The organism is Tolypothrix sp. FACHB-123 (assembly GCF_014697075.1).
Taxonomy (GTDB): Bacteria; Cyanobacteriota; Cyanobacteriia; order Cyanobacteriales; family Nostocaceae; genus Aulosira.
Genome location: NZ_JACJRE010000094.1, coordinates 1 through 21,809, shown reverse-complemented (window position 1 = coordinate 21,809; position 21,809 = coordinate 1). Strand labels below are relative to the sequence as shown.

12 protein-coding genes and 5 pseudogenes are annotated in these 21,809 nt (G+C 40.7%); 2 read left to right on the top strand and 15 right to left on the bottom strand.

Annotation, left to right across the window (positions count from 1 at the left end):
• Nucleotides 1-244: 244 nt before the first annotated feature.
• The 14 genes and pseudogenes from H6G41_RS32050 to H6G41_RS31985 form a co-directional block, all read right to left on the bottom strand.
• Nucleotides 245-586: a DUF1622 domain-containing protein gene (locus H6G41_RS32050; RefSeq protein WP_242038126.1), complete on the bottom strand. Its 342-nt coding sequence runs from the start codon at nt 584-586 to the stop codon at nt 245-247.
• Between the two features lie 121 nt (nt 587-707).
• Entirely contained in the window at nt 708-2,264 is a 1,557-nt protein-coding gene (locus H6G41_RS32045) for a GMC oxidoreductase (protein WP_190752156.1), read from the bottom strand.
• A 304-nt stretch (nt 2,265-2,568) separates the two neighbouring features.
• Nucleotides 2,569-4,209 carry a HEAT repeat domain-containing protein gene (locus H6G41_RS32040; protein ID WP_190752155.1) on the bottom strand — a complete coding sequence of 547 codons (1,641 nt, stop codon included), beginning with the start codon at nt 4,207-4,209 and terminating at the stop codon, nt 2,569-2,571.
• A 648-nt stretch (nt 4,210-4,857) separates the two neighbouring features.
• Nucleotides 4,858-6,183, bottom strand: a complete 1,326-nt coding sequence (locus H6G41_RS32035) for a 2Fe-2S iron-sulfur cluster-binding protein (RefSeq protein WP_190752154.1) — start codon at nt 6,181-6,183, stop codon at nt 4,858-4,860.
• Nucleotides 6,184-6,253: 70 nt separating this feature from the next.
• A complete protein-coding gene (locus H6G41_RS32030) occupies nt 6,254-7,072 on the bottom strand; it encodes an MIP/aquaporin family protein (protein WP_199316429.1) in 819 nt (272 codons plus the stop codon).
• Complete coding sequence (locus tag H6G41_RS32025) at nt 7,072-7,869, bottom strand: glucose 1-dehydrogenase (RefSeq protein WP_190752153.1); 798 nt, start codon at nt 7,867-7,869, stop codon at nt 7,072-7,074. Before H6G41_RS32025 ends, H6G41_RS32030 begins: the two co-directional genes overlap by 1 nt.
• 278 nt (nt 7,870-8,147) lie before the next feature.
• Nucleotides 8,148-14,273, bottom strand: a complete 6,126-nt coding sequence (locus H6G41_RS32020; RefSeq protein WP_190752152.1) for an ATP-binding sensor histidine kinase — start codon at nt 14,271-14,273, stop codon at nt 8,148-8,150.
• A gap of 100 nt (nt 14,274-14,373) precedes the next feature.
• Nucleotides 14,374-15,223 (bottom strand): annotated as a pseudogene (locus H6G41_RS32015) (cation:proton antiporter); the annotation flags it as partial.
• Between the two features lie 145 nt (nt 15,224-15,368).
• The gene (locus H6G41_RS32010) at nt 15,369-15,530 is read right to left on the bottom strand and encodes a hypothetical protein (RefSeq protein WP_190752160.1); all 162 of its coding nucleotides are present in this window, start codon (nt 15,528-15,530) and stop codon (nt 15,369-15,371) included.
• An 89-nt stretch (nt 15,531-15,619) separates the two neighbouring features.
• Nucleotides 15,620-15,715 carry a hypothetical protein gene (locus H6G41_RS36070; RefSeq protein WP_308796821.1) on the bottom strand — a complete coding sequence of 32 codons (96 nt, stop codon included), beginning with the start codon at nt 15,713-15,715 and terminating at the stop codon, nt 15,620-15,622.
• Nucleotides 15,716-15,848: 133 nt separating this feature from the next.
• Nucleotides 15,849-16,448, bottom strand: a complete 600-nt coding sequence (locus H6G41_RS32000; RefSeq protein WP_190752151.1) for a hypothetical protein — start codon at nt 16,446-16,448, stop codon at nt 15,849-15,851.
• Nucleotides 16,445-17,791, bottom strand: a complete 1,347-nt coding sequence (locus H6G41_RS31995) for a DUF2254 domain-containing protein (RefSeq protein ID WP_190752149.1) — start codon at nt 17,789-17,791, stop codon at nt 16,445-16,447. The genes H6G41_RS32000 and H6G41_RS31995 overlap by 4 nt, the downstream gene beginning before the upstream one ends.
• A 5-nt stretch (nt 17,792-17,796) precedes the next feature.
• A pseudogene (locus H6G41_RS31990) lies at nt 17,797-18,369 on the bottom strand (mechanosensitive ion channel family protein); the annotation flags it as partial.
• A 168-nt stretch (nt 18,370-18,537) separates the two neighbouring features.
• Nucleotides 18,538-19,197, bottom strand: coding sequence for a general stress protein (locus H6G41_RS31985; protein WP_190752147.1), 660 nt, complete (start codon nt 19,195-19,197; stop codon nt 18,538-18,540).
• A 566-nt stretch (nt 19,198-19,763) separates the two neighbouring features.
• Between H6G41_RS31985 and H6G41_RS31980 the strand changes: the two are divergent.
• Both H6G41_RS31980 and H6G41_RS35495 read left to right on the top strand, forming a co-directional pair.
• Nucleotides 19,764-21,002: pseudogene (locus H6G41_RS31980) on the top strand (ISL3 family transposase).
• 126 nt (nt 21,003-21,128) lie between these two features.
• A pseudogene (locus tag H6G41_RS35495) lies at nt 21,129-21,476 on the top strand (peptidoglycan-binding protein); the annotation flags it as partial.
• A 117-nt stretch (nt 21,477-21,593) separates the two neighbouring features.
• Here H6G41_RS35495 and H6G41_RS35490 read toward each other — a convergent pair.
• Nucleotides 21,594-21,809: pseudogene (locus H6G41_RS35490) on the bottom strand (hypothetical protein); the annotation flags it as partial.

The following is a 21,809-nucleotide window of genomic DNA, read 5'->3' as shown; positions in this document are numbered from 1 at the left end:
TATCAATTCCAATTCCTTTGAAATTAGCGATCGCTTGTGGGTGAAAAATCATCTTGACCCTGATGAGGAAAAACTACGGGTTTCAAGTTAGACGAGGTTTAAACTGTTAATGACTCCTTCATCAACCATAAGCCTTGAACGGTTAACATGGCGATGAGGAATCAGAAAAAGCGTGGCAGTGATAACATAAGCAGCAATCATTAAAGCTCCAATTATCTGAATTATCCCTGTCCATACAGAGAAACTAAAAAGATTCATTGGTCACAATATTATTTTTCTTTGTGGCTTGCTCGATTTCTTTACTTAAGAAGTAATTAAGAACAGTTCTTAAAGCAATGATGGCAGCCAATTTACCAATATCGTCCCAAGTTGGAGCAATTGTGCTACGTAGGATATCAGCAGCCAGTGCAAATTCAAGGGAAAGAGCCAACCATTTACCAAGTGATAATCGAATTTGCTCTTTAGCACGATCCATATTTTTACGGTAATTAAAATAAAGCATTATGGTTTTGATTGTGGCTTCTAAGACCGCAAAACCAATGATGATCCCAGTCAAAATATCAATTAATGTTGCTAAAGAAGTCATCAAATTGGTAATTAGATATTCCATAATGCTTGATTTCATTCATTCCGAAAAATGTTATCAAAAACTATTATTGAACCACAGAGAACGCAGAGAACACAGAGTCAGAGAAAAGAGAGAGTGATTATTTCATTCTTTCTATCAAGCGATCGCCTACTCGCAAAGCGTTGGCAATAATTGTTAGTGTAGGATTAACAGCACCACTTGAACAAAAGAAGCTGCCATCAACAATGTAAAGGTTGTCAATGTCATGTGTGCGGCAATCTAGATCTAACACTGAAGTTTTAGGATCTTCACCAAAACGTGCAGTACCAACCTGATGTCCTACGCCATCTAATGGTAATTTACCTGTATAAGTTTTGCCTGCTCCTACAAAATAAGAACAATTCGGCATGATTTCTTGACCGCACTCAATGGACTTGAGAATCTCAATCCAGCGTGTTTCTAGACGGTTATAGGATTCGCTGTTGTTCTCAATATATTCAAGGATAATTTTGTCGCCATCAACACGCACATGGTTATTGGGGTTGGGTAAGTCTTCCACCGTTAACCACCAGTCAATCGAATGAGTTGCAACTTGTTCAGGTGTCAGAGGTGCATAAGCCTCTGGATTACCTTCTAGTGCTTCTTTGCTGACTTTACCCAGAGTTTGGATTTGTCCCATTGGGTAGTCGTAACCTTCTTCACCCCAGTAAAAATCATTGATAGAGAGGGTTTTCTGGAAGAGAGTCGGGTTAGGCTTTTTGGATACGCCAATGATGGAACCAAGTACATGCTTCATGAAATTACGCCCCAATAAACCAGAACTATTGGCTAGTCCGTTGGGGTGTTTTTCGTTTGCAGATTTGAGAAGCAGAACAGAGGAGTTGATCGCACCACAGGCGATCGCTACAATATCCCCTGAAAACATCCGCACTTGGCCTTGTACATCCACTTCTACCCCGGTGATTTCTCGCCCAGAGGGACTAGTGTGTAATTTCAGTACTTTGGCTTCCGTCAGCAATGTGACATTCTCCTGTGCCATTACTGGACGAACTGCACTGACTTCAGCATCGGATTTAGCTTGTACCAAGCAGGGATAACCATCACAAGTGTTGCAACGAATACACGAACTCAGGTAACGCTGGGCTTCATTTAAGTGAATACCTACAGGGGTGTGATAGGGATGTAGTCCTTTTGAGTGCAACACATCATTGATTTCTTGAATGCGGGGTTCGTGACTAACCGCAGGATAGGGATATTCTTGACTACGAAATGGTTCTGTTGGGTCTTCCCCACTTTGACCATGCACTTGATAAAGCTTTTCTGCTTGGACGTAATAGGGTTCAAAATCCTGATACTTCAGCGGCCATTCTGGCGAAATGCCGTCTTTATGCTGGAATTTCTCAAAATCCTTTTCTCGCAAGCGGAATAATGCTGCACCGTAAACTTTAGTATTTCCACCGACAAAGTAACTCATGCCAGGGTGTATTTCGTTACCGTTTTTGTCGTACCAGACTTCAGAATTGTGGTAGCGATCGCTATGAAAAACTGTCTTTGTGTCCCAATTAGCTTTTTCTCTGGGTAAAAATGGGCCACGTTCCAGTACTAATATTTTCTTGCCACTCTGGGCTAATTTGTAAGTGAGGGTTCCGCCACCTGCGCCTGTGCCAATGATGATAACATCGTAGTGTTCAGACATACTGCTATCTCCTTGATTTGAAATTATCATCAAACAGGACAGCAGTGGGAGAATTATAAACTGCTAAGGATTTGAGTATGGGAATGCTAAGAGTTTGACTAAAGTATTCTTATTCAGATTTCAGCAGAAATTAAGCTTGAGAGATGAGAGTGCAATGGATGCGATCGCCTACCGACATCTTGATGTACTGTCCAATCAAAATTATAAGGTAACGTTCCCAATCACCCACTGCTAGTAGGCTCTCGGACTTAAAAACTGTTTTTATACAGTTGGTGTACAGCGGGATTGTTAGGCTTAATTTCTACTAATTGCTATAAATCTCTCTAAATTGAGACGGGTCTTTCTGTGGTGGAGTATAGGCGCTTAATGGACGTTGATACTCTAACATTATTGCGCCTCTGGCTCGTGCGCTTTCCCTTGCCTCTTTTTGAGATTTAAGAGCTTCTTCTCTGACAAGAAGAACCCATTCTCTAGCTGTTCTAACAGCATTATCCTCAGTTGAGTTAATTTGAATTTCATCAATATTAAATCCAATTGCATCTAGAGCTTCAATTCCAGCAATAAAGACACTATTACCTACATCATTAAGTTTTTCTTGAGATAAGAGTTCTAAGATGATAGACTCAGCTTCTTTTGCAAGATCGCCCATTCTACCCAGTGCGTAAAGTGCCCATGCTCTAACCCCAGCTTTGGAGTCCCTTAGCCTTTCAATTAAAGCAGGAATCGCTTCTTTAGCTGGTATTCCAATCTTTCCAATTGTAATAACAGCATACCAACGAACATCTCCATCAGAATCACTATCTTCAAATGCACGAATAAGGTGTGGGATTGCAGCTTTAGCCTGTACTCCAATTTGCTCAAGTGTACTTGCTGCTTTTCTTCTTATATCAAGCCTCTCATTTTGAAGTAAATTAGCCAGAAAAGGAACGGATTCTTCACCAATTTTGACTAGTGTGTTCCAAACTGAACTATCGGGTGGATATCCATCTTTATGCAGGATGTTAATTAATTGAGAAGTTGCTGCGCTAGCATCAGCCCCAAACTCTGCTAAGTCATTGATTGCCTGATTTCTATATCTTTCATCTGTAGCATTCAACAAAGATAGAAGAAATTCTACTTTTTCAATTCGCTTTAAATCTTCCGTTGCTCTAATATCTTGCAAGACTTCTTCAGCATTTTGATAACGGGTAGATAAATCTTCAGAAAACAGCTTTTTGAGGATAGTTTCTGTTGGCTTTTTGACTTCCATCTCGACGTTGATCCAACTTCTTTCATTAGCATATTCGGGATGATATCCAGTCAGAAGGTGAAAACAAGTTGCACCGAGGGAATACAAGTCACTAGCAGGTGAGGAAAAATTTTCAGGAGCTTGATAACCATATGTACCAAGATTTGTACTTCTCGGAATCCTGAGAGCCACACTTTTTTCTGTAAAAATATCAAGTTCTGAAATTTGCTTGGCAATTCCAAAGTCAATAAGAACTAATTTGCCATTTTCCTGATTCCTCATTATATTATCAGGCTTAATATCACGATGAAAAATCCCTCTCTCGTGAATTACTTTCAATATGGGTAGTAGTTGAGAAAGAAGGTCTAAAATTTGCTTTTCATCAAAAGTCTTTTGTTCTAATTCATTTAGCAAGTTCTTACCATTAATCAGTTCTTGTACTATAATTTTCTCATTCTCAAAATATGCTAGTAAATTTGGAACTTGTGGATAACCTTCCAAATCTTGTAGAATTATTGCTTCTTTATGAAATAACTCTGTTGCTCTTTGTCCAATATCTGACTGTTCATCGTATGGCTGTATAAACTGTTTTACGACACACTTTGAATTAAATTTCAAGAGGTCTTCAGCAATAAAAATTTTGCCAAATCCCCCTTCCTCTAATTCCTCAATGATTTTATAACGTGTGCTAATTGTGTCTCCAATTTGTAAAGCCATATAAATATCTCAGTAAGGCAGTTGAGGATTTCCTAAAGAAGAGATTGAAGCCTAGATATTTATTATACTGAAACTTTCCTATAATATTTTACTTGATGACGATATACAAGGATTACAGGGACTTCGTATCATAAGATACGCAGATTTTGTGAGAATATCTATGATTGGATATGATACAGGGTTTTTCCGTATAACCAACCTAAGTAAAAAATGTATAAAATTTTTACCCTATGTCTCTCGATGTTATATGGAATTTTTTCGCATAACATCCTTTTTGATCATCAGAGCCATCCAATAGACCCGTCCTAAAATTAAATTCAGGTAAAGATAGGATATAAATTTTTACTTTTATACCTCCTTATATATGGAATATATGGATTTTGCGGTTTGCACAGCATAATAAATCCTGTTAACGCTTAAAATTTGAAAATCCTATTTTTTGCCTCTAAACTATCATCAACTATGCCAAAACCTTATTCCTACGTTGATTGAAGACATAGAGACCACCTTGAAAACCCTTGTACAGCCTTGGTTATAAATTTCTGGACAAGTCTAATGACGTGATCGCGTTCTAACTCACTTAGATTTAACAACAAGTGATGAAAGCAGTAAGTTTAGGGGTGTTAAACGATGCTCTTGGAACGGAAACTAAATATCCAACACCACCCTAGAACTTCCCGGTTGAGAAATACAAATCAACACCGAACCCCGATCAATTGCAGCCGTTGGTTCTTCCTGATAAGCAACCTCACCAGCACTGATTTTACACATACAAGTCCCACAAATTCCCGCCCGACAACTAAAGGGAGGATTAATATCATTTGCTTCGGCAAATTCCAAAATACTACCATCTCCCTGCTGCCAATTTAGGGTTTGACCAGATTTTGCAAAAACAATCTCGGCTTGTTGCACTTCCTCACCTGTAGTTGCAGTAAGGGGTTGACTGTCGGATGCAACTTTCATCGGTTTCCCAAAAGACTCAAAGAAGACTCTACTATCAGGTACTCCCGATTCCTTCAATCCTGCCATAATTGACATCATAAAAGATGGAGAACCACATAGGAAATACTCAGCTTCTTGTTGTACTAACTCTTTAATTAAAGTAGCATCAACATAACCAATACTGTGATAATGTCCCTCATCTTCAGGTGTAGGACGGCTGTAGCGATAATGCACATTTAAATTAGGATTTTGTTGGGCAATTTCCATCACCTCATCACGAAAAGCATGGAATTTGCCATCTCTAGCACCATGTACAAACCAAATCGGGCGGTTAGGGTGCAAACGAGTTACGGCTTTTGCCATACTCATCATCGGCGTAATCCCCACACCATTGCTAATCAGCACCGCAGGAATGGATTTTTGCACATCTAAAACAAACTTACCATTTGGTGGTTTCGCCGGAATTATCGAACCTTCGTGAATGCGATCGTGCATAAAATTAGACGCTATACCAGGCGGTACATCTAATCCTTTTGGGGTAGGTTCACGTTTAATCGAAAGACGATAATATGTACAAGGTTCAGGATAATCAGAAAGAGAATAAGTACGAATTACAGGTTTTTCTTGTCCGGGGATATCCAGTTTGATAGTTAAGAATTGACCTGGTTGAAAATTAGGAATTTCGCCTTTGTCTTCTGGTTGCAAGTAGAATGAGGTAATTTCTTCGCTTTCTTTTACCTTGCGAACAACTACAAAATTTCGCCAATCTTGCCAATTCTTGCTATGGGATTTTACCTCTGTAGATACTGATATTTCCTGACTAGCTTTGCTTGTTAAGACTAAGCCAAAGATAGCACCACAACCTGTTCCTAATAGTGAGGAATAAACACCAACTTGAGCAGCAGATTTATCTTTTGGATTAATTAATCCAATAGCCACACCAGAAACTATGGTAACTACTGAAAATGCGATACTTGCAGTCGCAGCACTTCTGATAATGGGATTCTGAATTCGTCGGATATTTTCTAACATTTCCTGTTCCTGTTTATCTGTTGGCACTAGTTAGGGACGGGGTAGGCGAGCCTCCTTTGGAGGAGCTTCGCTAACGCTTTAGTATCCATTTGGTATCACCAAGCTTTTGCTGGCGGTAGCCACAGCGAAAGATACAGCGTTTGTTGTTGTGGTGATGCAATTTCGCGCACTTTACAGCATTTCTACCTCTGGTTCTCACGTATACCTCAGCAGCTGTGAGCATCCCTAAAAGTGGCGCGGTGAAATAAACCCAGATAGCTGTCCAATTTTGAGCCGGAATCGCCGATGCTAGAGTACGGGCTGGATTCATACTCATACCTGACAGTGGTGCTTCTACGGTGATGTAAGTTGCAATCAGCACTCCGGCAAATATGCCTGTAAATGGTGATAGTTTAGGGGTATTGGATACAAATAAGATCATGAGCATTACCCCAAAGGAAATCACCAGTTCAGCCAAGAACGCCACACCTGCACCACCTACACCAGGAATTGTGATTATATAATTTATAGCTGGATCGGTAACTGCATTTTTAAACACCACTGCGGCTAATAGCAATCCCAACAATGCACCGACGAACTGAGCCAAAATGTAAAAAAGAGCATCCCACGGTTTAATTTTGCCGAGACGGAAGAAAGTTAAGGTGACAACTGGATTAATATGTGCGCCTGACTGCTTACCCCAAGGGGAATAAATAATACAAATAGCAGTCAATCCCATTGCCAAACCAATAATGAACCGCCGTAAAAGTGGGTCAGCAATTGCCTGTCGAATTGATGAAGCTGGATGCTCTAATAACGCAGTCACTACCGCCGCAGAAATCATAAAGATGCCCAGCCCCGCAGCTTCCATCAAATATTCGGGATAATGTTTCCGTAGTATTTGCATCATTATTGCTCTTGATAGTTCCAAAGCAATCCCCCATCTACAAAGAAAGTGCTACCTGTGATGTAGTCAGCCTCCGAGGAAGCGAGAAATGCTACTAGGGAAGCGACATCTTTTGGTTGACCCAAGCGACCGAGGGGAATGTTCTTGAGCAACGCGCCTAGTTTTTCTGGGTCATTCAACAGCTTAGTATTAATCGGCGTTTCAATTGCTCCTGGTGCTACATTGTTAATTGTGATTCCCAGTGCGCCCAATTCTACTGCCAGATTGCGGGTAAACATTTTCATTCCACCTTTGCTGATGCAGTAAGCTGTGAAGTTGGGAAAGGGCAAATCTTCATGCACCGAACTGATGTTGATAATCTTTCCGGGACGTTTGGTTTCCAACAGGTGGTTCACAAATGCTTGGGTTGCAAAAAATACACCTTTCAAATTGACATTGAGAACCGCATCATAATCTGCTTCGGTCACTTCCCAGAAAGGAGCATGTTTTTCAATTCCGGCATTGTTTACCAAAATATCCAGCTTGCCAAAGTGTCCAACGCTCTCCGCAATCAGTTCGCGCACCATATCCACATTGCCTAAGTCTGCTTGAACCGTATAAGCCTGGGAATTTGGACACTCTGCTAGATAGCACTTACCACCGATGGCTTTCACTTTTTCTAGAGTTTCTTCAGCGCCTTCTGGGTGAGAGCGGTAGTTAATCACAACATCTGCTCCTGCTTGAGCTAAACGTAGAACTATTCCCTGTCCGATACCTTGACTACCACCTGTAACCAAAGCGACTTTACCTGCAAGTGTCATGAGTGTTCTCCTAATAAATGTTTAGGGGTTTATGACACTCATGATTATGATCGCAAGCCGCGATCGCCAGATGATTGATTTCCCAGAAGTCGATGCCAAAATGCTAATATTTCGGTGAGAAATCTTTTAGTTTATTTTCAGCAAGTTTTAATTTTGAGCTGATTGAGATCGGAGTCCAGGCGCTAAGTAACGCTTTGTGTAAAATCGTGGCGAATTGAGGGTTGGAATTTAAACGCAAAGGTACGCGGAGGTAAGCGCAAAGGTACGCGGAGAATTCGCTACGAATTAATGAAATGTTGTACTAAGGGTAGTTGCACTTTGACGATGGTTCCTGTAGCTGCCGATGACTCAATGCTGAATTCTCCATCATGGGCTTCGACAATTCGCTTGACGATCGCCAATCCTAAGCCAGTTCCACTTGCTTTGGTGGTAAAAAAGGGCTTGGTCAGCTGCGGTAAAATATCAGCCGGAATGGGTGTACCCTGGTTGTGAATCTGAATACAAACTTGCTGATTTTCAGTTACTTGTATCTGAACTGTGATACTTTCCCCTTCATTAACGGCTTCACAAGCATTAGTGACTAAATTAATCAATACCTGCTTGATTTTATCGCCATCTGCCAGAACGTTTAGAGGTTGAGTAGCAGCAACAAACTTCAAATGTTTTCCGGAAGCGACAGGAATTGTTTTTAATGGATTTAATGTTGCCAAAATAAAGCTATTTAGCTCTAAGGGCGATCGCTGGAGTATTTGCTGTCTGGAATAGAGCAGAATTTGATTTAACAAGCGTTGCAGGCGATCTGCTTCATCCAGTGACAAAGAAAGATACTCTTGAAACCGCTCGGAAAGTTGCAGCTTTTTGAAGGCATTTAAGCCCATTGAAATGGTGGTTAAGGGATTCCTGACTTCGTGAACAATCATGGCTGCCAGCTCACCGATTTCGGCTAGTCGCTCTAATGCCTTTTCCGCCTGTTTCAGCATGGTAATGTCAGTTGCAACTGCCAACAGGCATGGCTCTTCTTCTAGATGAATCATCTCGGCTGAATAGAGAGCAGGAAAGATTTCCCCTGATTTTCTGCGAAACTTGACTTCCAGATTAATCACACTGCCTTGCTGGTGCAGCAGTTGCTCAATTGTGTCTCGCTCCTCTGGCTTTGCCCAAACTCCCAAGTCGAGAGCGCTATGTCCGATGATGTCATCGTGGCTGTAGCCCAGCATCTTGAGACAACTATTATTGACCTCAATGTAACAACCATCCTTCATTGTGCTGATGGCGATCGCATCGGGTGAGGAGCGAAAGGCTGTGGAAAACTTGGTTTCTGAAACTCTCAGGGCATCTTCCGCTTGTTTGCGCTCCATTTCAGCCGCCGCACGAGCAGCAAAAATTTCCAACACAGCTTGAGTCCGAGATTCATTTTCCAGGGGGCGATCATCCACTACTGCCAGATGTCCCAGGAGGTTACCAGTTGAGTCGAGTAAAGGAATTCCAGCATAGCTTTGTGCCTGCATTGCCTGCAAATCTCGATCGTCAGGAAAAAGGGACTGGATCTGCTTTGGAAAGCACTGGGAGGCTCTGCTGTGGAAAATTTGTTCGCAGGGTGTACCATGCAAATCGTACTCAAACTCTTCTCCAAACCCATCTCCCCGCCAAATGGCAAAGCTACGCACACGGCTCGGCACAGCATCCATACATTCGCTGATGAAGGCGTAACGGACACCGAGAGCTTGTGCCAGCGAGCGCACTAGCGAGCGAAAGAAGTCTGCTCCGGTGACGGAAGCCGTACCTTCCACAATCATTCGCAGGGTTTGCTCTGATCGTTGGCGTTCTAAAATTTCAGTCTGGAGGAGATCGTTGGTTTGAGTGAGTTCTGCGGTTCTTTCTTGTACCCGTAGCTCCAATTGATTATAGAGTTGAGCGTTATCAATGGAAATTGCGGCCTGGGTGGAAAGGAACTGCAAAATTTCTAGCCGTTGTGGTGTAAAGGCATCTGTTGTTAAGTTGTTTTCCAGATACAAAATACCAGAGAGCTTTCCCTGGTGCAGCAAAGGAGTGCAAAGGATTGATTTTGGTTGATGTTTGCGGATGTAAGCGTCTTGGTTGAAGCGGTAGTTTTGGGTGGCATGATTGAGTACCACGCTTTCTTGGGTACGAGCGACATAGTTGACGATCGCTAAAGGCACCCGATTTGTGTCTGCTTCAATGTTAATCGAAAGGGCTGGCAAAATCGCAACACGGTTTGCGTCTACATTACCTTCAGCTGCGATTTGCAATTTACCATTATTTTCCAGTAGTAAGTAGCCCCGTTGCGCTCCAGCATTTTCTATGAGAATAGTCATCAATTTGTCCAGCAGTTTGTCCAGCACAATTTCGTCAGAGAGTGCCTGCGCTGCTTTCATCAAGGCTGCCAGATCAAAGGCTGCTGTTTCGGTACTGGTAGAAGAGGTGTGCTGGCTGCGAGTAATTGTGGAGGTGCTTTCAGGGAGGCGATCAAAAAATTGCGGATATCGTTGATCAAGATCGTTGACTTTCGCGGTTGCACCCCATCTGAGATAGCAGTAACGCGCATCCAACAAGTAGGCGCGGGCAATTTTTAGTTTACCCTTGGCTAAATAAAATCTACCCGCCAGTTCGTTTGCTAGGGCTTCTTCATTGAGGTATTCATGGGACTGAGCAAGTTCGATGGCGCGATCGTAGGCATCGATCGCTTCTGTATCCTGACATAAAATCCGGTATCTTTCTGCTTCAACGAGGTGAAACTTATGCAGATAATTCATTGGTGCATAGTTTGCCCAATGTGCCATTTTTTGCTGATTTGCATTGACTTTTTGGAGAATCTGCTGCTGTACAGTTTGGGAAACTTGAGGAAAAATAGCAATTCTGGCAAGTGAATCGTAGAAGTAGAAAACGGGAACGACTAATAACCCAATGGCACCTTCACAGAGGAGATGATCGGCTGCTGCTGCATATTCTGCTGCTTGTTGAGCATTCTGGAATAAATAAGAGAGAATCAATTTATTCAAATACAGATGAAAAAGAATATATTTATCATTGGCAGCAATCAGTTGGGGTAAACTTTCCGCCTCATTGAAGCTTTTACCCAGCAAATTAGCAGGATTTGCGGATTTTTCCCTCAGATTGAGAACTGACTGCCGATAAATGCGCGTTAAATTCAAGGGAAGTACTTGCTTGAATTGCGCGATCGCATTTTCATAACTTGCCATTTCCTGCTCAAGTTGTGTCAGTTCTCGACCAATTAAATAGGAGTGGTAGAAGCGGAAGGCGATCGCAAAGGTCGCATACTCTAAATCCCCAGTTTCTAAACCACACTGGTAGGCTTCCAGTAAAGGATTCAGCGTTTCTTTCAAATGTTCTTGCCAGTGTCGCAGATACATATTCACCAGCAGATTTGTTTTGGGGATAAACTCTTTTGAGTTTAATTGCGACTGTAGTTTCACAGCTAATTGAGCGAACTGATAGGCCGCATCAATATTTTCTTCCACAGCACACTGAATCATGCCATAGTCTGCATAACCAAAGGCTGAACCGGGAGCATTGCCATAAAGAATTGAAAGCTGCACCTTCTGAAAAACCATCAACTCCCAAAGTTCTGGTACCAGGAAATAGGTAGGAGTACAAACGCTGGCAATCATCTGCATCGCTGCTAACTTATGGGGATCGGTCATGCTTGGTAACTCAACCAAATCCTCGATCTGTTTTTCTGCCAAAATACGTTTTGTCTCAGATAGTTCTTGAGAAATGCTTTCCTGTTCGGGACGTATGGGGATTTTAATGCCTAATAAATCTAGAGCTTCCAGAGCAATTTGGATTGCCTCCATAAATCGGTCTTGAGCAATACAAGCCTGAATTTTGACCAGATAGACATTCGTTTTTTCTAATGCGGTTGTGGCGTGATGCAGAACTTCTTGAATTTGTTGCTCCATCTGCTCGAAGTCACCGGCAAGATAGGCTGCCTTTGCTGTCGATTCACATAATGCCAAAGTCAGATCATAGCCTGTCTGCCAGCTATCTTTTGATAGCAAAGATCGCCCAATATTCAGATAATTTAACGAAGATTCATAGGCGATCGCAGTTTTGGCTTTTTGCCCAGCGATTAAATTCAGCTGGGCTAACTCATTTTTTTGCGCCTGTTCTGCAATTATTGTTGTAGCAATGTTGAGATGGTCAACAATCTCAAAAATTTTGTCTTCCAGATGTTCTTTAGGTGTTACTCGCCGCAGGTATTGACCAATTTCTAAATGATATTGAACTCGTTTGTTTTCAGAAATTAGAGAATAGGCAGACTGTTGAATGCGATCGTGCATAAATTTGTAACTGACATCAAAATCAATCTCAGTTATTTGAGCAGATGACTCAAGATATTTATAGTCATCCCCAAGTGGTGTAATTAAGTTTGCTTGTGAGGCAAGGTGTAAGGCTTGGTTGATTTCGAGCAGCAATAATTGCTCACTAACAATCACTAAGGTTTGCAGATTAAATTGACTACCAATACAAGCTGCTAAAGCGAGAATCTGCTGAGTTTGGGCGGGAAGTTCCTGAATTCGCTCTGTGACTAACTCCATCACATTATCGGCAAGTCGTGCAGTCTGAATCTGCTTTAAATGCGTATCCCATATCCCCTGTTGAACATTAAAATTAATCAGCTTTTCCTGATGCAGAAATCTCAAAAATTCATTCACAAAGAATGGATTTCCATCTGTTTTTTGCAGTGTTAATTCTGCTAATGGTAAAGATTTTTCCGAGCCACAATGCAGAGTATCTTGAAGCAGACAATTCACATCGGCTAATCCTAACGGAGATAATGCAATGTGATGAACAGTTCCTTTGGCTTGTTGAATTTCCTGGAGCGATCGCGCTAATGGATGATCGGCATCAACTTCAGTGTCTCGATAAGCGCCGATCACAAGCAACTGTTGATCGTTCATGATGGTGATCCAGCGCTGGATCAATTGCAGAGATGCACTATCTGCCCACTGTAAATCATCTAAAAAAATCACCAATGGATGAATTGGTTTAATATCAATGGTGAAAGGTTGAGTGAATACGCGGATGAACTTCTCCAATGCTAAATAAAATCGGTTTTGCGCCTCCGCAGGTGGCAGTGCGATCGCCTCTGGTTGCTTCCCAATCAGCAATTCCAGATCGGGAATGACATCAACGACAACCTGGGCATTATCACCTAAAGCGGCTAACAATTTCTCTCGCCAGTCAACAATCTGCTCTTGCGATTCACTCAATAACTGTCGAATCAGTTCTCGAAAGGCCTGAATCAGCGCGAAATAAGGGATGTTACGTTGCAGTTGCTCATACTTGCCAGTAATAAAATATCCATTTTGATGAGTCACTGGTTTGTAGAGTTCTTGCACCAGAGTCGTTTTGCCAATACCAGGATAGCCAGAAACGAGAATGAGTTCAGCAGCAGCTTTCGGAGTAGATATGACTTGCTCAAATACCTTTAGCAGGCTCTCTACCTCGCTAGCTCTACCATATAGTTTTTGCGGAATTTGAAATGTACTGGCAATATCCCAGCACCCGACAGCAAAGGATTCAATTCGTTGGGTTTGCTTGTGCTGGTTACAGCACTCTTGCAAATCTGCCCAAATACCATGTGCGCTTTGATAACGGTCTTCGGCATTTTTTGCTAGCAGTTTCATTACCAAGTCAGAAACTGGCTCAGGAACGGCTGGATTGGCTTCATGAGGTGGAAGTGGCTGTTTAGCAATATGGCAGTGAACGAGTTCCAGAGGATCAGTGGCTTCAAAAGGGAGGCGATCGCACAACAACTGATAAAACGTCACACCCAAAGAATAAAAGTCCGTGCGATAGTCCATTGCCCGGTTCATCCGTCCGGTTTGCTCTGGCGACATATATGCCAGTGTGCCCTCCAAAACATTCAGATTCCGCAGCGTGGGATTTTCCCGCGACAGGACAGTGGCAATTCCAAAGTCAATAATCTTCACCTGCCCAGTTGTGCGATTTAGCACAATATTTGATGGGTTAATGTCCTTGTGGATGAGGTTATGTTGGTGAATTTCGCCAAGAATAGATGTCACCTGAATCGCTAGGGTGAGGAACTCTTCCAAGTTAAACCTGCGCTCTGCCAAGCATGTTTGCAGGGATTCGCCACCAAAATCTTCTAGAACCAGGACAGGGCTTTGCCTATAAGTCTCCAATGCATAGGCTTTAATGACACCTTCTGCTTTCAAATTTCGCAGTATGTCATATTCCATCTGAAATCGGGCGATCGCCACAGGGGAAGGATACTCCTGCCGCAACACTTTCAGTAGCACAGATTCCTGATCTGAATGACGTTGTGCACGGTAGATCAGGGATCTAGAACTTTCACAGAGTTTTTCCAAAACCTGGTAACCCGAAACACTGAGCATATAGCTTAACGGTCAGAAATTTGAACCTGATTTGAATTGTCTCTTTTGCCTGCTTAAAAATAAAGCTTTCGTATTAACTCTTTATTGAAAGCAGCGAGCTTCAATTCTCTTCATCCACTCTGTTATGGGTTGTTTGCAAAAAAGATGACAATTCTTTATTTAACTTACCTGCGCGGACAAACTCAGCATAGGTATCAGCTTCAATTGCCAGCAGTTCCCCTCGCAGTTCTTCTGTTGTAAATTCTTGTAAATTTGGGTATTCATCGAGTAACTTATCAATTTCTGCTTGCAAACAGGTAATTTCACTTGAAAGTAGCGTCTTCTGGTAACGATAAAACTCTGGCTGAATGCCGGGACGCTTTTGTGCTGTAGGCAGAAACCAGTGTGAGGGATTGTTCTACTAATGGTAAGTCGAAACGTTGGGTTAGATAGGAAATACCAAACCCAATTAATCCTCCAACGCCGATACCAATGCCTACTACTTGAAAAAATTCTAATAAAGCAGACTGTAAATCAAGTTTGGCATTACCTAATGGCAGAGTAACTAATAAGCCAAAAGCCACAACGTCCATACCATCATTAAATAAACTTTCTCCTTCCATCAGCGTTCTTAAACGTTTGCTTGCTCCTAGTTCCCGAAATAGAGCTATTACTGAAACTGGATCGGTTGCGGATAGACTAGCTCCAACTAATAGAGCAATGCTAAGTTCAAGTCCAGCGAATTGATGAAGACCGAGTGCTACTCCAGCGATAGAAATTATTACCCCAACTATTGCATACAGACAAATAGGTAACGAATCCCGCTTTAAGTCTGACCATTTCAAATTCCAAGCAGCTTCAAACAGCAGTGGCGGTAAGAAAATCATCAGAATCAATTCAGGAGAGAGATTAATCAATCGCACATTCACGAATGCTAATCCTAATCCCACTATGACCAGTAATAGTGTATAACCCTCTTTTGTCAGAGTGGGAGAAACCAATCGCCCAAACGTTTACAGGGCTTTAATTTCCACGTTTTGTCTATAAAATTTAGTTTGTGTTAGAAAATAAAGCCTCAAACCTTGATGAAATCAAAGTCTCAGAGTTTGGCTGAGATTATTGTTTTCCGAGAGTGACAAAACAGGGATAAGGAATGCGGCGCAACCAACTAAAAATTTGTGGTAGTGTAGCAACACCCAATGAGACAGATAGTACTAGTAAAAATTGCTTTAGTTGTTCTGCAATTACGACTTCACCCGTAGTAGAATCTAATGCCATAAGGGGATTCCAGTTAAATAGAATATTTACCATTAATTAAAATACAGAGATTATCAAACCTCCAATATTTTATCCTGATAAATCTGTACCTATAACTCTTCCAACCAAGAGAGTAGACCAAGAGAAGTAACTCCACCAAAAAAGCGAGTGCCAATAATGTTGATGTTTGATAAAATTACAAAAATATCTAGCTAAAGGATTAGCTAGTAATAACGACTGCTATTCTTGACTAAGAAAGGAAGAGTTTTAAGCTTTTTAATAGACGTATTCAGCATACGGTGAAGATTGTTTTTTATTGTAGAACATTTATCCAGTGTTTTAAATATATGTCTCAGTTTGTGAATTGTTTGCCTTTGCATGACGATTTATCCAATTTCGCAACGCCCGAAAACTAATTAAAGCTGCTAATCCTGCCCCCAGAGAGTCCATAATTAAATCAATAATGGTGTCATTCAAGCTTTCAATCACTTGAGTATTGAGAATTTTACCAGCAGACCATTCTGTAACTTCCCACAAAGCACCAATGGCAATTCCAAAACTGGTAATTGTCACTAGATATAAGAGTGTATGATTACGAAATATATTCAGCATTGAACCATAGACTAAAAAACTGAGTGCGAGGGTAATTGCAAAAGTCGTATAAGCATGAACAATCTCATCATAAGGGCCTGGCATACCAAAGAAATCCCATACCCAACCAGTCGCATTTAGCAATGCAGCCAAGACAAATAGAAAATCAAACAAGGTAGGTAATTTATCATCTTGAATGACAAACACAAAGGATGCAATAAGGAAGACTGCAAGACCAAAGGCATTTGTCCATTTACCTTGAACTGCTGCGGCTATGACAAGAATTGTTAATAGAGCTTGTCCTATCCACGCAATAATTCGATAACCTTTCCAATTGAGACTTTTCATTTTTTTCTTTCAGCTAAAGTCTGATTTTTTAAAGCTTGAATTGCATTGTCATATTGCTTTTGCACATCCTGGCGGTCTAGTTCTTCTGGTAAACCCTCTTGGCTACCGCGCAAAATCATCTCTGCATGACGCTGTAAAACTACTTGGTATTTGGGATTGTTGGTGTAAGTTGCAATATTCTCAATCGCTTCTAATAAACGAATGGTTACTGATGTATCAGAGCGTGCATATTGGCGAATTCCATTAAAGGCACTATCAACCAATCCCTCAAATGTTACCCCAAAAGCGATCGCACGTAATTTATGATCTTCATCGTAGCGGTAGGGTGAAGGAAAATCTTTTTGGGCTAAACGGGACAGTCCAGCGCCTAGTCTATCAACACAGCGAATTGCAGTAAATGGGTCATTAATCCCTGGAGAAAGCGCACGTAGGGCAATTTCTACTAACTGATCGATGGGAAACTCAATATCTTGTTGTTCGCTACGTTCTTTACCCAAAATAAAACAATCATTGATTTGTTTGGTTAATTTTTTATTAACAAATTTACCAGGAAAAACCATAACTAAATGACTGTCCTTAACAATAAACTTTCCTGGTCGAGACTCAACGCGCAATAAAAGATTGTTTTTTCGGGCAATTTTCATCAATTCTTCGTCGTCAATTGCTTGTATGTAACCATTCTTATTAACTATTACAGGACTTGCAACCAAGTCAAAATTGTCAGGTATTTCTGCAACTTCTTGTCCGAATGAGACGCTACGCCCGATTTTTTTGGGAAACAAGCGATCAATGGCTTTATCTAAGTCATCACTAACGTTTTCAATGATGTGCGAAGCCTGAATTATTGTAGAAGCATGATCGATAAAATAAATCAAAACTCCGATGCTAATAATTGCGAGTAAAATACCGCATGTAACCGAAAGTTGCGGTACAAACTCACTATATCCATCTCCCTCACCATGAATAGTCCGAAGTACGAGCAAGCAGTAGATAAACGTACTGATAAATGTGCCAAGGACAACTTGATTGCCAATGTCCTGCATGAAATTACGCAGGAGACGGGGGCCAAAATTGGAAGCAGCTAACTGAAGCGCCACTATTGTAATTGAAAAGGCAGTAGCAGCAACGCTAATCATTGAACCTGCAACTGCTCCTAACAGCGATCGCGCTCCATCTGCTCCACCAGTGTAAACCCACCAATAATCAATTTCTACCTTGTCTGTACGGTCAAGAGTGAGGATTGTAAACGCTAAAACAGTAGCTCCCACTGCCATCACTGCCGGTATGAACCAGTAACTTGAGTGGAGTTGATCCCAAAGTTTGCTTAACTTGACATTTTTCATTGTTCGTAGCCAATGCCGACATCATACTCTAAGCGGCGACTGTCAAAGGCAGTATTTACAGTCACAGAATTAGTGAACAATTCAGAGTTAGGAATCACAATCCGCCGACCATCATAGGTTCTGATTGTGGTGGCGCGTGTCTCAATATTTTCTACAGTTCCTTCAAAATTTTTAAAGACTATTTGGTCATTAATTTGAAAAGGTTCAGTGAGTAAAATTAAAATTCCAGCTAAGAAGTTCTGCAAAATATCGCGGAAAGCAAAACCAATTGCTACGCCACTAATTCCTAAAAGTTGCACTAAATCGCCTGCTCTGAATGTCGGTATCACAATTGATAGAGCTATAAAAAGTCCTACTAAAATTGTTGTACCCTGTGCTAAACGTCCTAGTACCAGTCCTAAATTACGAGCTTGACGACGGTTACGTGTTACTCGTTTGATCAGTCGCTTAATTGCCCTAGCTATGATAAAGAAGATGACAAAGACAATTAATGCCAACACCATATTAGGAAGCAGTGCAATAAATCCATTGATCATGCCTTGAATTTGCTTCCAAACTACGGTTATTTCTGCATTCATGTTAACAAAATAATGGGTGTATTTTTCTGATTTATTGCTTACGCTGGCTGTGACTAGCCAAAAATTTTAAAGAAACTACCAGCAATAGATTGTGCTTTATTGCTGGTGGATATCAATAAACTTTTCTCATCAATGCATTTGCGATCGCTATGCAAAATTGCGCTGAAATTAATGCATCTGTTGACGCTTATCAACAATTTCTACTGGGGAATCATTGCTGGTAGTGGGAGTATCTACAGTTCTTAGGCGATCGCCATACATCTCATCGGCTCTCGAAGGAGTGCGATCGGGAGCATTAGAGATGTTATATGTTTTCCAATCACGAACCCCACGATTTCTGAGAATCGAACCAGCACGCTCAATTTCATCACCAAAGCCTTCTACCATTACCAAGTAGTCACCTTGGGAGATGCGATCACCGTAACTTCTGGCTTCTTCCTCTGGAATACCTAAACCTGTTAGCGCTCCGATAATACCGCCTGCTGCTGCACCAATTCCCGCACCAGCCAAGGTAGTTGCCAAGGTTCCGGCTGCTAAAAATGGGCCTGCGCCTGGAACTACTAAACTTCCAAGACCGACAAGTAAGCCACCTACACCTCCCAATACTGTACCTGTTACTGCACCCGCACCAGCACCTTCTCGAGCCTCATTATCATTTGCATCTCTCACCTGAGTGCCAGCAATTTGCTCGTTCTGCTCTGTATCTTTCGCCAATACAGAAACTTGATCCATTAAGAAACCGGAATTTCGCAGTTCATTCAAAGCTTCTTCGGCTGCTTGTCGGCTAGGAAATGTACCAACTGCACGTTTTTCTTGTTGAGTTGTCATTTTTCCTCCTAAGACTATGACAAATGTATTCACATTTGTTCAATTACTGTTACAGTCTCTCTGCTCAAATCAAAATTTTCATCAGCCAAGAGGTTTACTTGTTATCTATCCAAAGTCAGTATTGCACCAGACAGCAAGGCATAAAATCACAATCATATAAAGTTGTAAAAATGGGAATTATATAAAAATTTTGATTATCATCTCTGACCTATAACTGAAATTGATGAAAAAATAATTAATTATTATCAAATTAATAGTCAAACCAGTAAACCTTTGTAAAAAGTAATTAAAAAATGATGATTTGCTGAGATTTTGAAATATACAAATTGTTTGTCAAATCCAGCAAAATTAATTACTTGTAAGCGAATATTTGCAGGGCATTGAGATAAGTACTGCCAAAACTTTTGGTTCTTCAGTACCTATTATGCCAAACAATTAAAATTAACTCTAAAAAATGTAATTAGCTGTATCAAAATATTATTGTAACCCTGGCTGTACTTGACATAGAAAGAATATTTTTTGTTATCTGTAGATATAACAATTATGATTTTTTTACATTTATAGCCATGATAAAGAAAAGAGGAATAAAAATTCTTACAGAAATACTGGATTTAAAAGATATAAAAGTGCTATCGCAGCGCATTCATGATGGAATTGGCATAATTTTGCAAACTGAATCGATTAAATCATATAGTATTTGTCCTAATTGTGGTACAAAAAGCGATAAATTACATCAAAATCATCGGCATATTGTTAAAGACTTACCTTTGGCAGAGAAACCAGTATTTTTAGAGATAAATAGACGACAATTCAAATGCCATAAATGTAGAAAGCCTTTTAGTGAAGACCTAGAATTTGTAAGTAAGAAAAGAACTTACACAAAGCGGCTAGCACAAAAAATCATACAAGAAGTGCTAGAAAATGATATTCACAGTGTTGCATCGAATGTTTAGTAACAACAGAAGAAATAGAAAGAATGTTGAAAGATGCATCTGAAGCTACTCACAATTCAAAACCTTCAAGCTTAAAAAGATTGGGAATTGATGAAATAGCTTTAGTAAAAGGAAAAGGTCATTACTGTGCAGTTTTAATAGATTTAGATACATCTAATCTGCTGGCTATTCTCAATGGGCGAACACAAGAAATAATCAAGGAAACGCTAACTGGATGGGGATTTGAGATTTTAGAACAAATCGAAGAGGTCAGCATTGATTTGTGGCAAGGTTATAAAAACTTAGTTAAAGAATTAATGCCAAATGCTCAGGTAGTAGCGGATAGATTTCATGTGATGACTCAGATAAATAAAGAACTAGATAGCCAAAGAAAAAGAGAGAGAAGGAACGCAGAAGAGCTAATGAAAAAAGCAAAATTAGCAGAAGATAAAACCAAGTACGAAATCATATTATCAGGCTTGAAGAATAGTAATTACTCCTTGCTTAAGAATGAAGATAATCTCTGCGGAGTCACAAGCTAATAAGCTTTTACAAGTCAAAGAAGTATCTCCCATTTTGAAAGCCATGCATGAATTAAAAGAAAAAGTTAGAAAACTTTTTAATCAAACTGACGATTGGTATGCAGGAGTTTTTAAGTTATGAATGTGGTTATCAAGAGCCAAGAAGTATTTTCCTCACAGCAACAATACTATTATTCGTTGGTTTGATGAAATTATTGCTTACTTTGATCATAGGACAACAAGTGGTGCTGTTGAAGGAATTAATAACAAAATTAAACTCATTAAACGTTCTGGATACGGATTCAGAAATTTTGATAACTTTAGGGTTAGATGTTTATTAAATTGGATTTAGCTTATTATTTAAGCATAACAAGTACTGAAGAACCAAACTTTTCTTAATTAGTTTTGTATTTGTGAGCCTTGGTAGATACTTGAGGCTAAAAGATTTTGTTGTCGTTTGTTAAAGGAGTATTAGTTTATGAATACTCAATTTATGCGTTCAAAAATTCTTCCTGTTAGCTTGTTCTCAGCATTGGTGTTAGGAGTGCTACCTGTTAGTATGACACCAGCTAGAGGACAAACAAGCTCTACACTTACCAACATCATAGCTGATGGTAAACTAACTGAATACTCACCATCAACTGCACCCATACTAGTGCGTGGTACTGTCACACCAGCGGTCAGAGATGTACAAACCTTCCTCAATCAGCAAGGGTTTTACAACGGATCAATTGATGGGATTTATGGGCCCAATACATATTCTGCCGTAGTCACATTTCAGCGATCGCGTAATTTAACTGCTGATGGTCGAATTGGCCAAAACACTTGGGAGGCATTGCTGGATGCCTATAATCGCAACACTCCTGTCAATTCCAATAACCTCAGCCAATACTTGCCAAACACTGCACCTATTTTGACGATTGGTAGCCAGGGTCAAGCTGTTAGTCATAGGTCTTGGCAGTGCTTTCTTCTTGGGAGGCACGGAAGATTTCTTCGGTGGTTGTGGCGCACGGCATTTTTCACAGTAGAGTGGTCGCGGGCCAAAAGTCTCACGCTCCGTCGGTTGTTCGCACTGCTTACAGACAAAGTTAAAAATCCGAGTGTGAATTGAGCGTTGATGCGCTCGAACTGTGTATTCTTTAACGTTGATTACCTTGCT

Bases quoted from the DNA above. Each gene is read 5' to 3' on its own strand.
- H6G41_RS32050 (WP_242038126.1), bottom strand. From the start codon at position 586: ATGACTTCTTTAGCAACATTAATTGATATTTTGACTGGGATCATCATT.
- H6G41_RS32045 (WP_190752156.1), bottom strand. From the start codon at position 2,264: ATGTCTGAACACTACGATGTTATCATCATTGGCACAGGCGCAGGTGGC.
- H6G41_RS32040 (WP_190752155.1), bottom strand. From the start codon at position 4,209: ATGGCTTTACAAATTGGAGACACAATTAGCACACGTTATAAAATCATT.
- H6G41_RS32035 (WP_190752154.1), bottom strand. From the start codon at position 6,183: ATGTTAGAAAATATCCGACGAATTCAGAATCCCATTATCAGAAGTGCT.
- H6G41_RS32030 (WP_199316429.1), bottom strand. From the start codon at position 7,072: ATGATGCAAATACTACGGAAACATTATCCCGAATATTTGATGGAAGCT.
- H6G41_RS32025 (WP_190752153.1), bottom strand. From the start codon at position 7,869: ATGACACTTGCAGGTAAAGTCGCTTTGGTTACAGGTGGTAGTCAAGGT.
- H6G41_RS32020 (WP_190752152.1), bottom strand. From the start codon at position 14,273: ATGCTCAGTGTTTCGGGTTACCAGGTTTTGGAAAAACTCTGTGAAAGT.
- H6G41_RS32010 (WP_190752160.1), bottom strand. From the start codon at position 15,530: ATGGCATTAGATTCTACTACGGGTGAAGTCGTAATTGCAGAACAACTA.
- H6G41_RS32000 (WP_190752151.1), bottom strand. From the start codon at position 16,448: ATGAAAAGTCTCAATTGGAAAGGTTATCGAATTATTGCGTGGATAGGA.
- H6G41_RS31995 (WP_190752149.1), bottom strand. From the start codon at position 17,791: ATGAAAAATGTCAAGTTAAGCAAACTTTGGGATCAACTCCACTCAAGT.
- H6G41_RS31985 (WP_190752147.1), bottom strand. From the start codon at position 19,197: ATGACAACTCAACAAGAAAAACGTGCAGTTGGTACATTTCCTAGCCGA.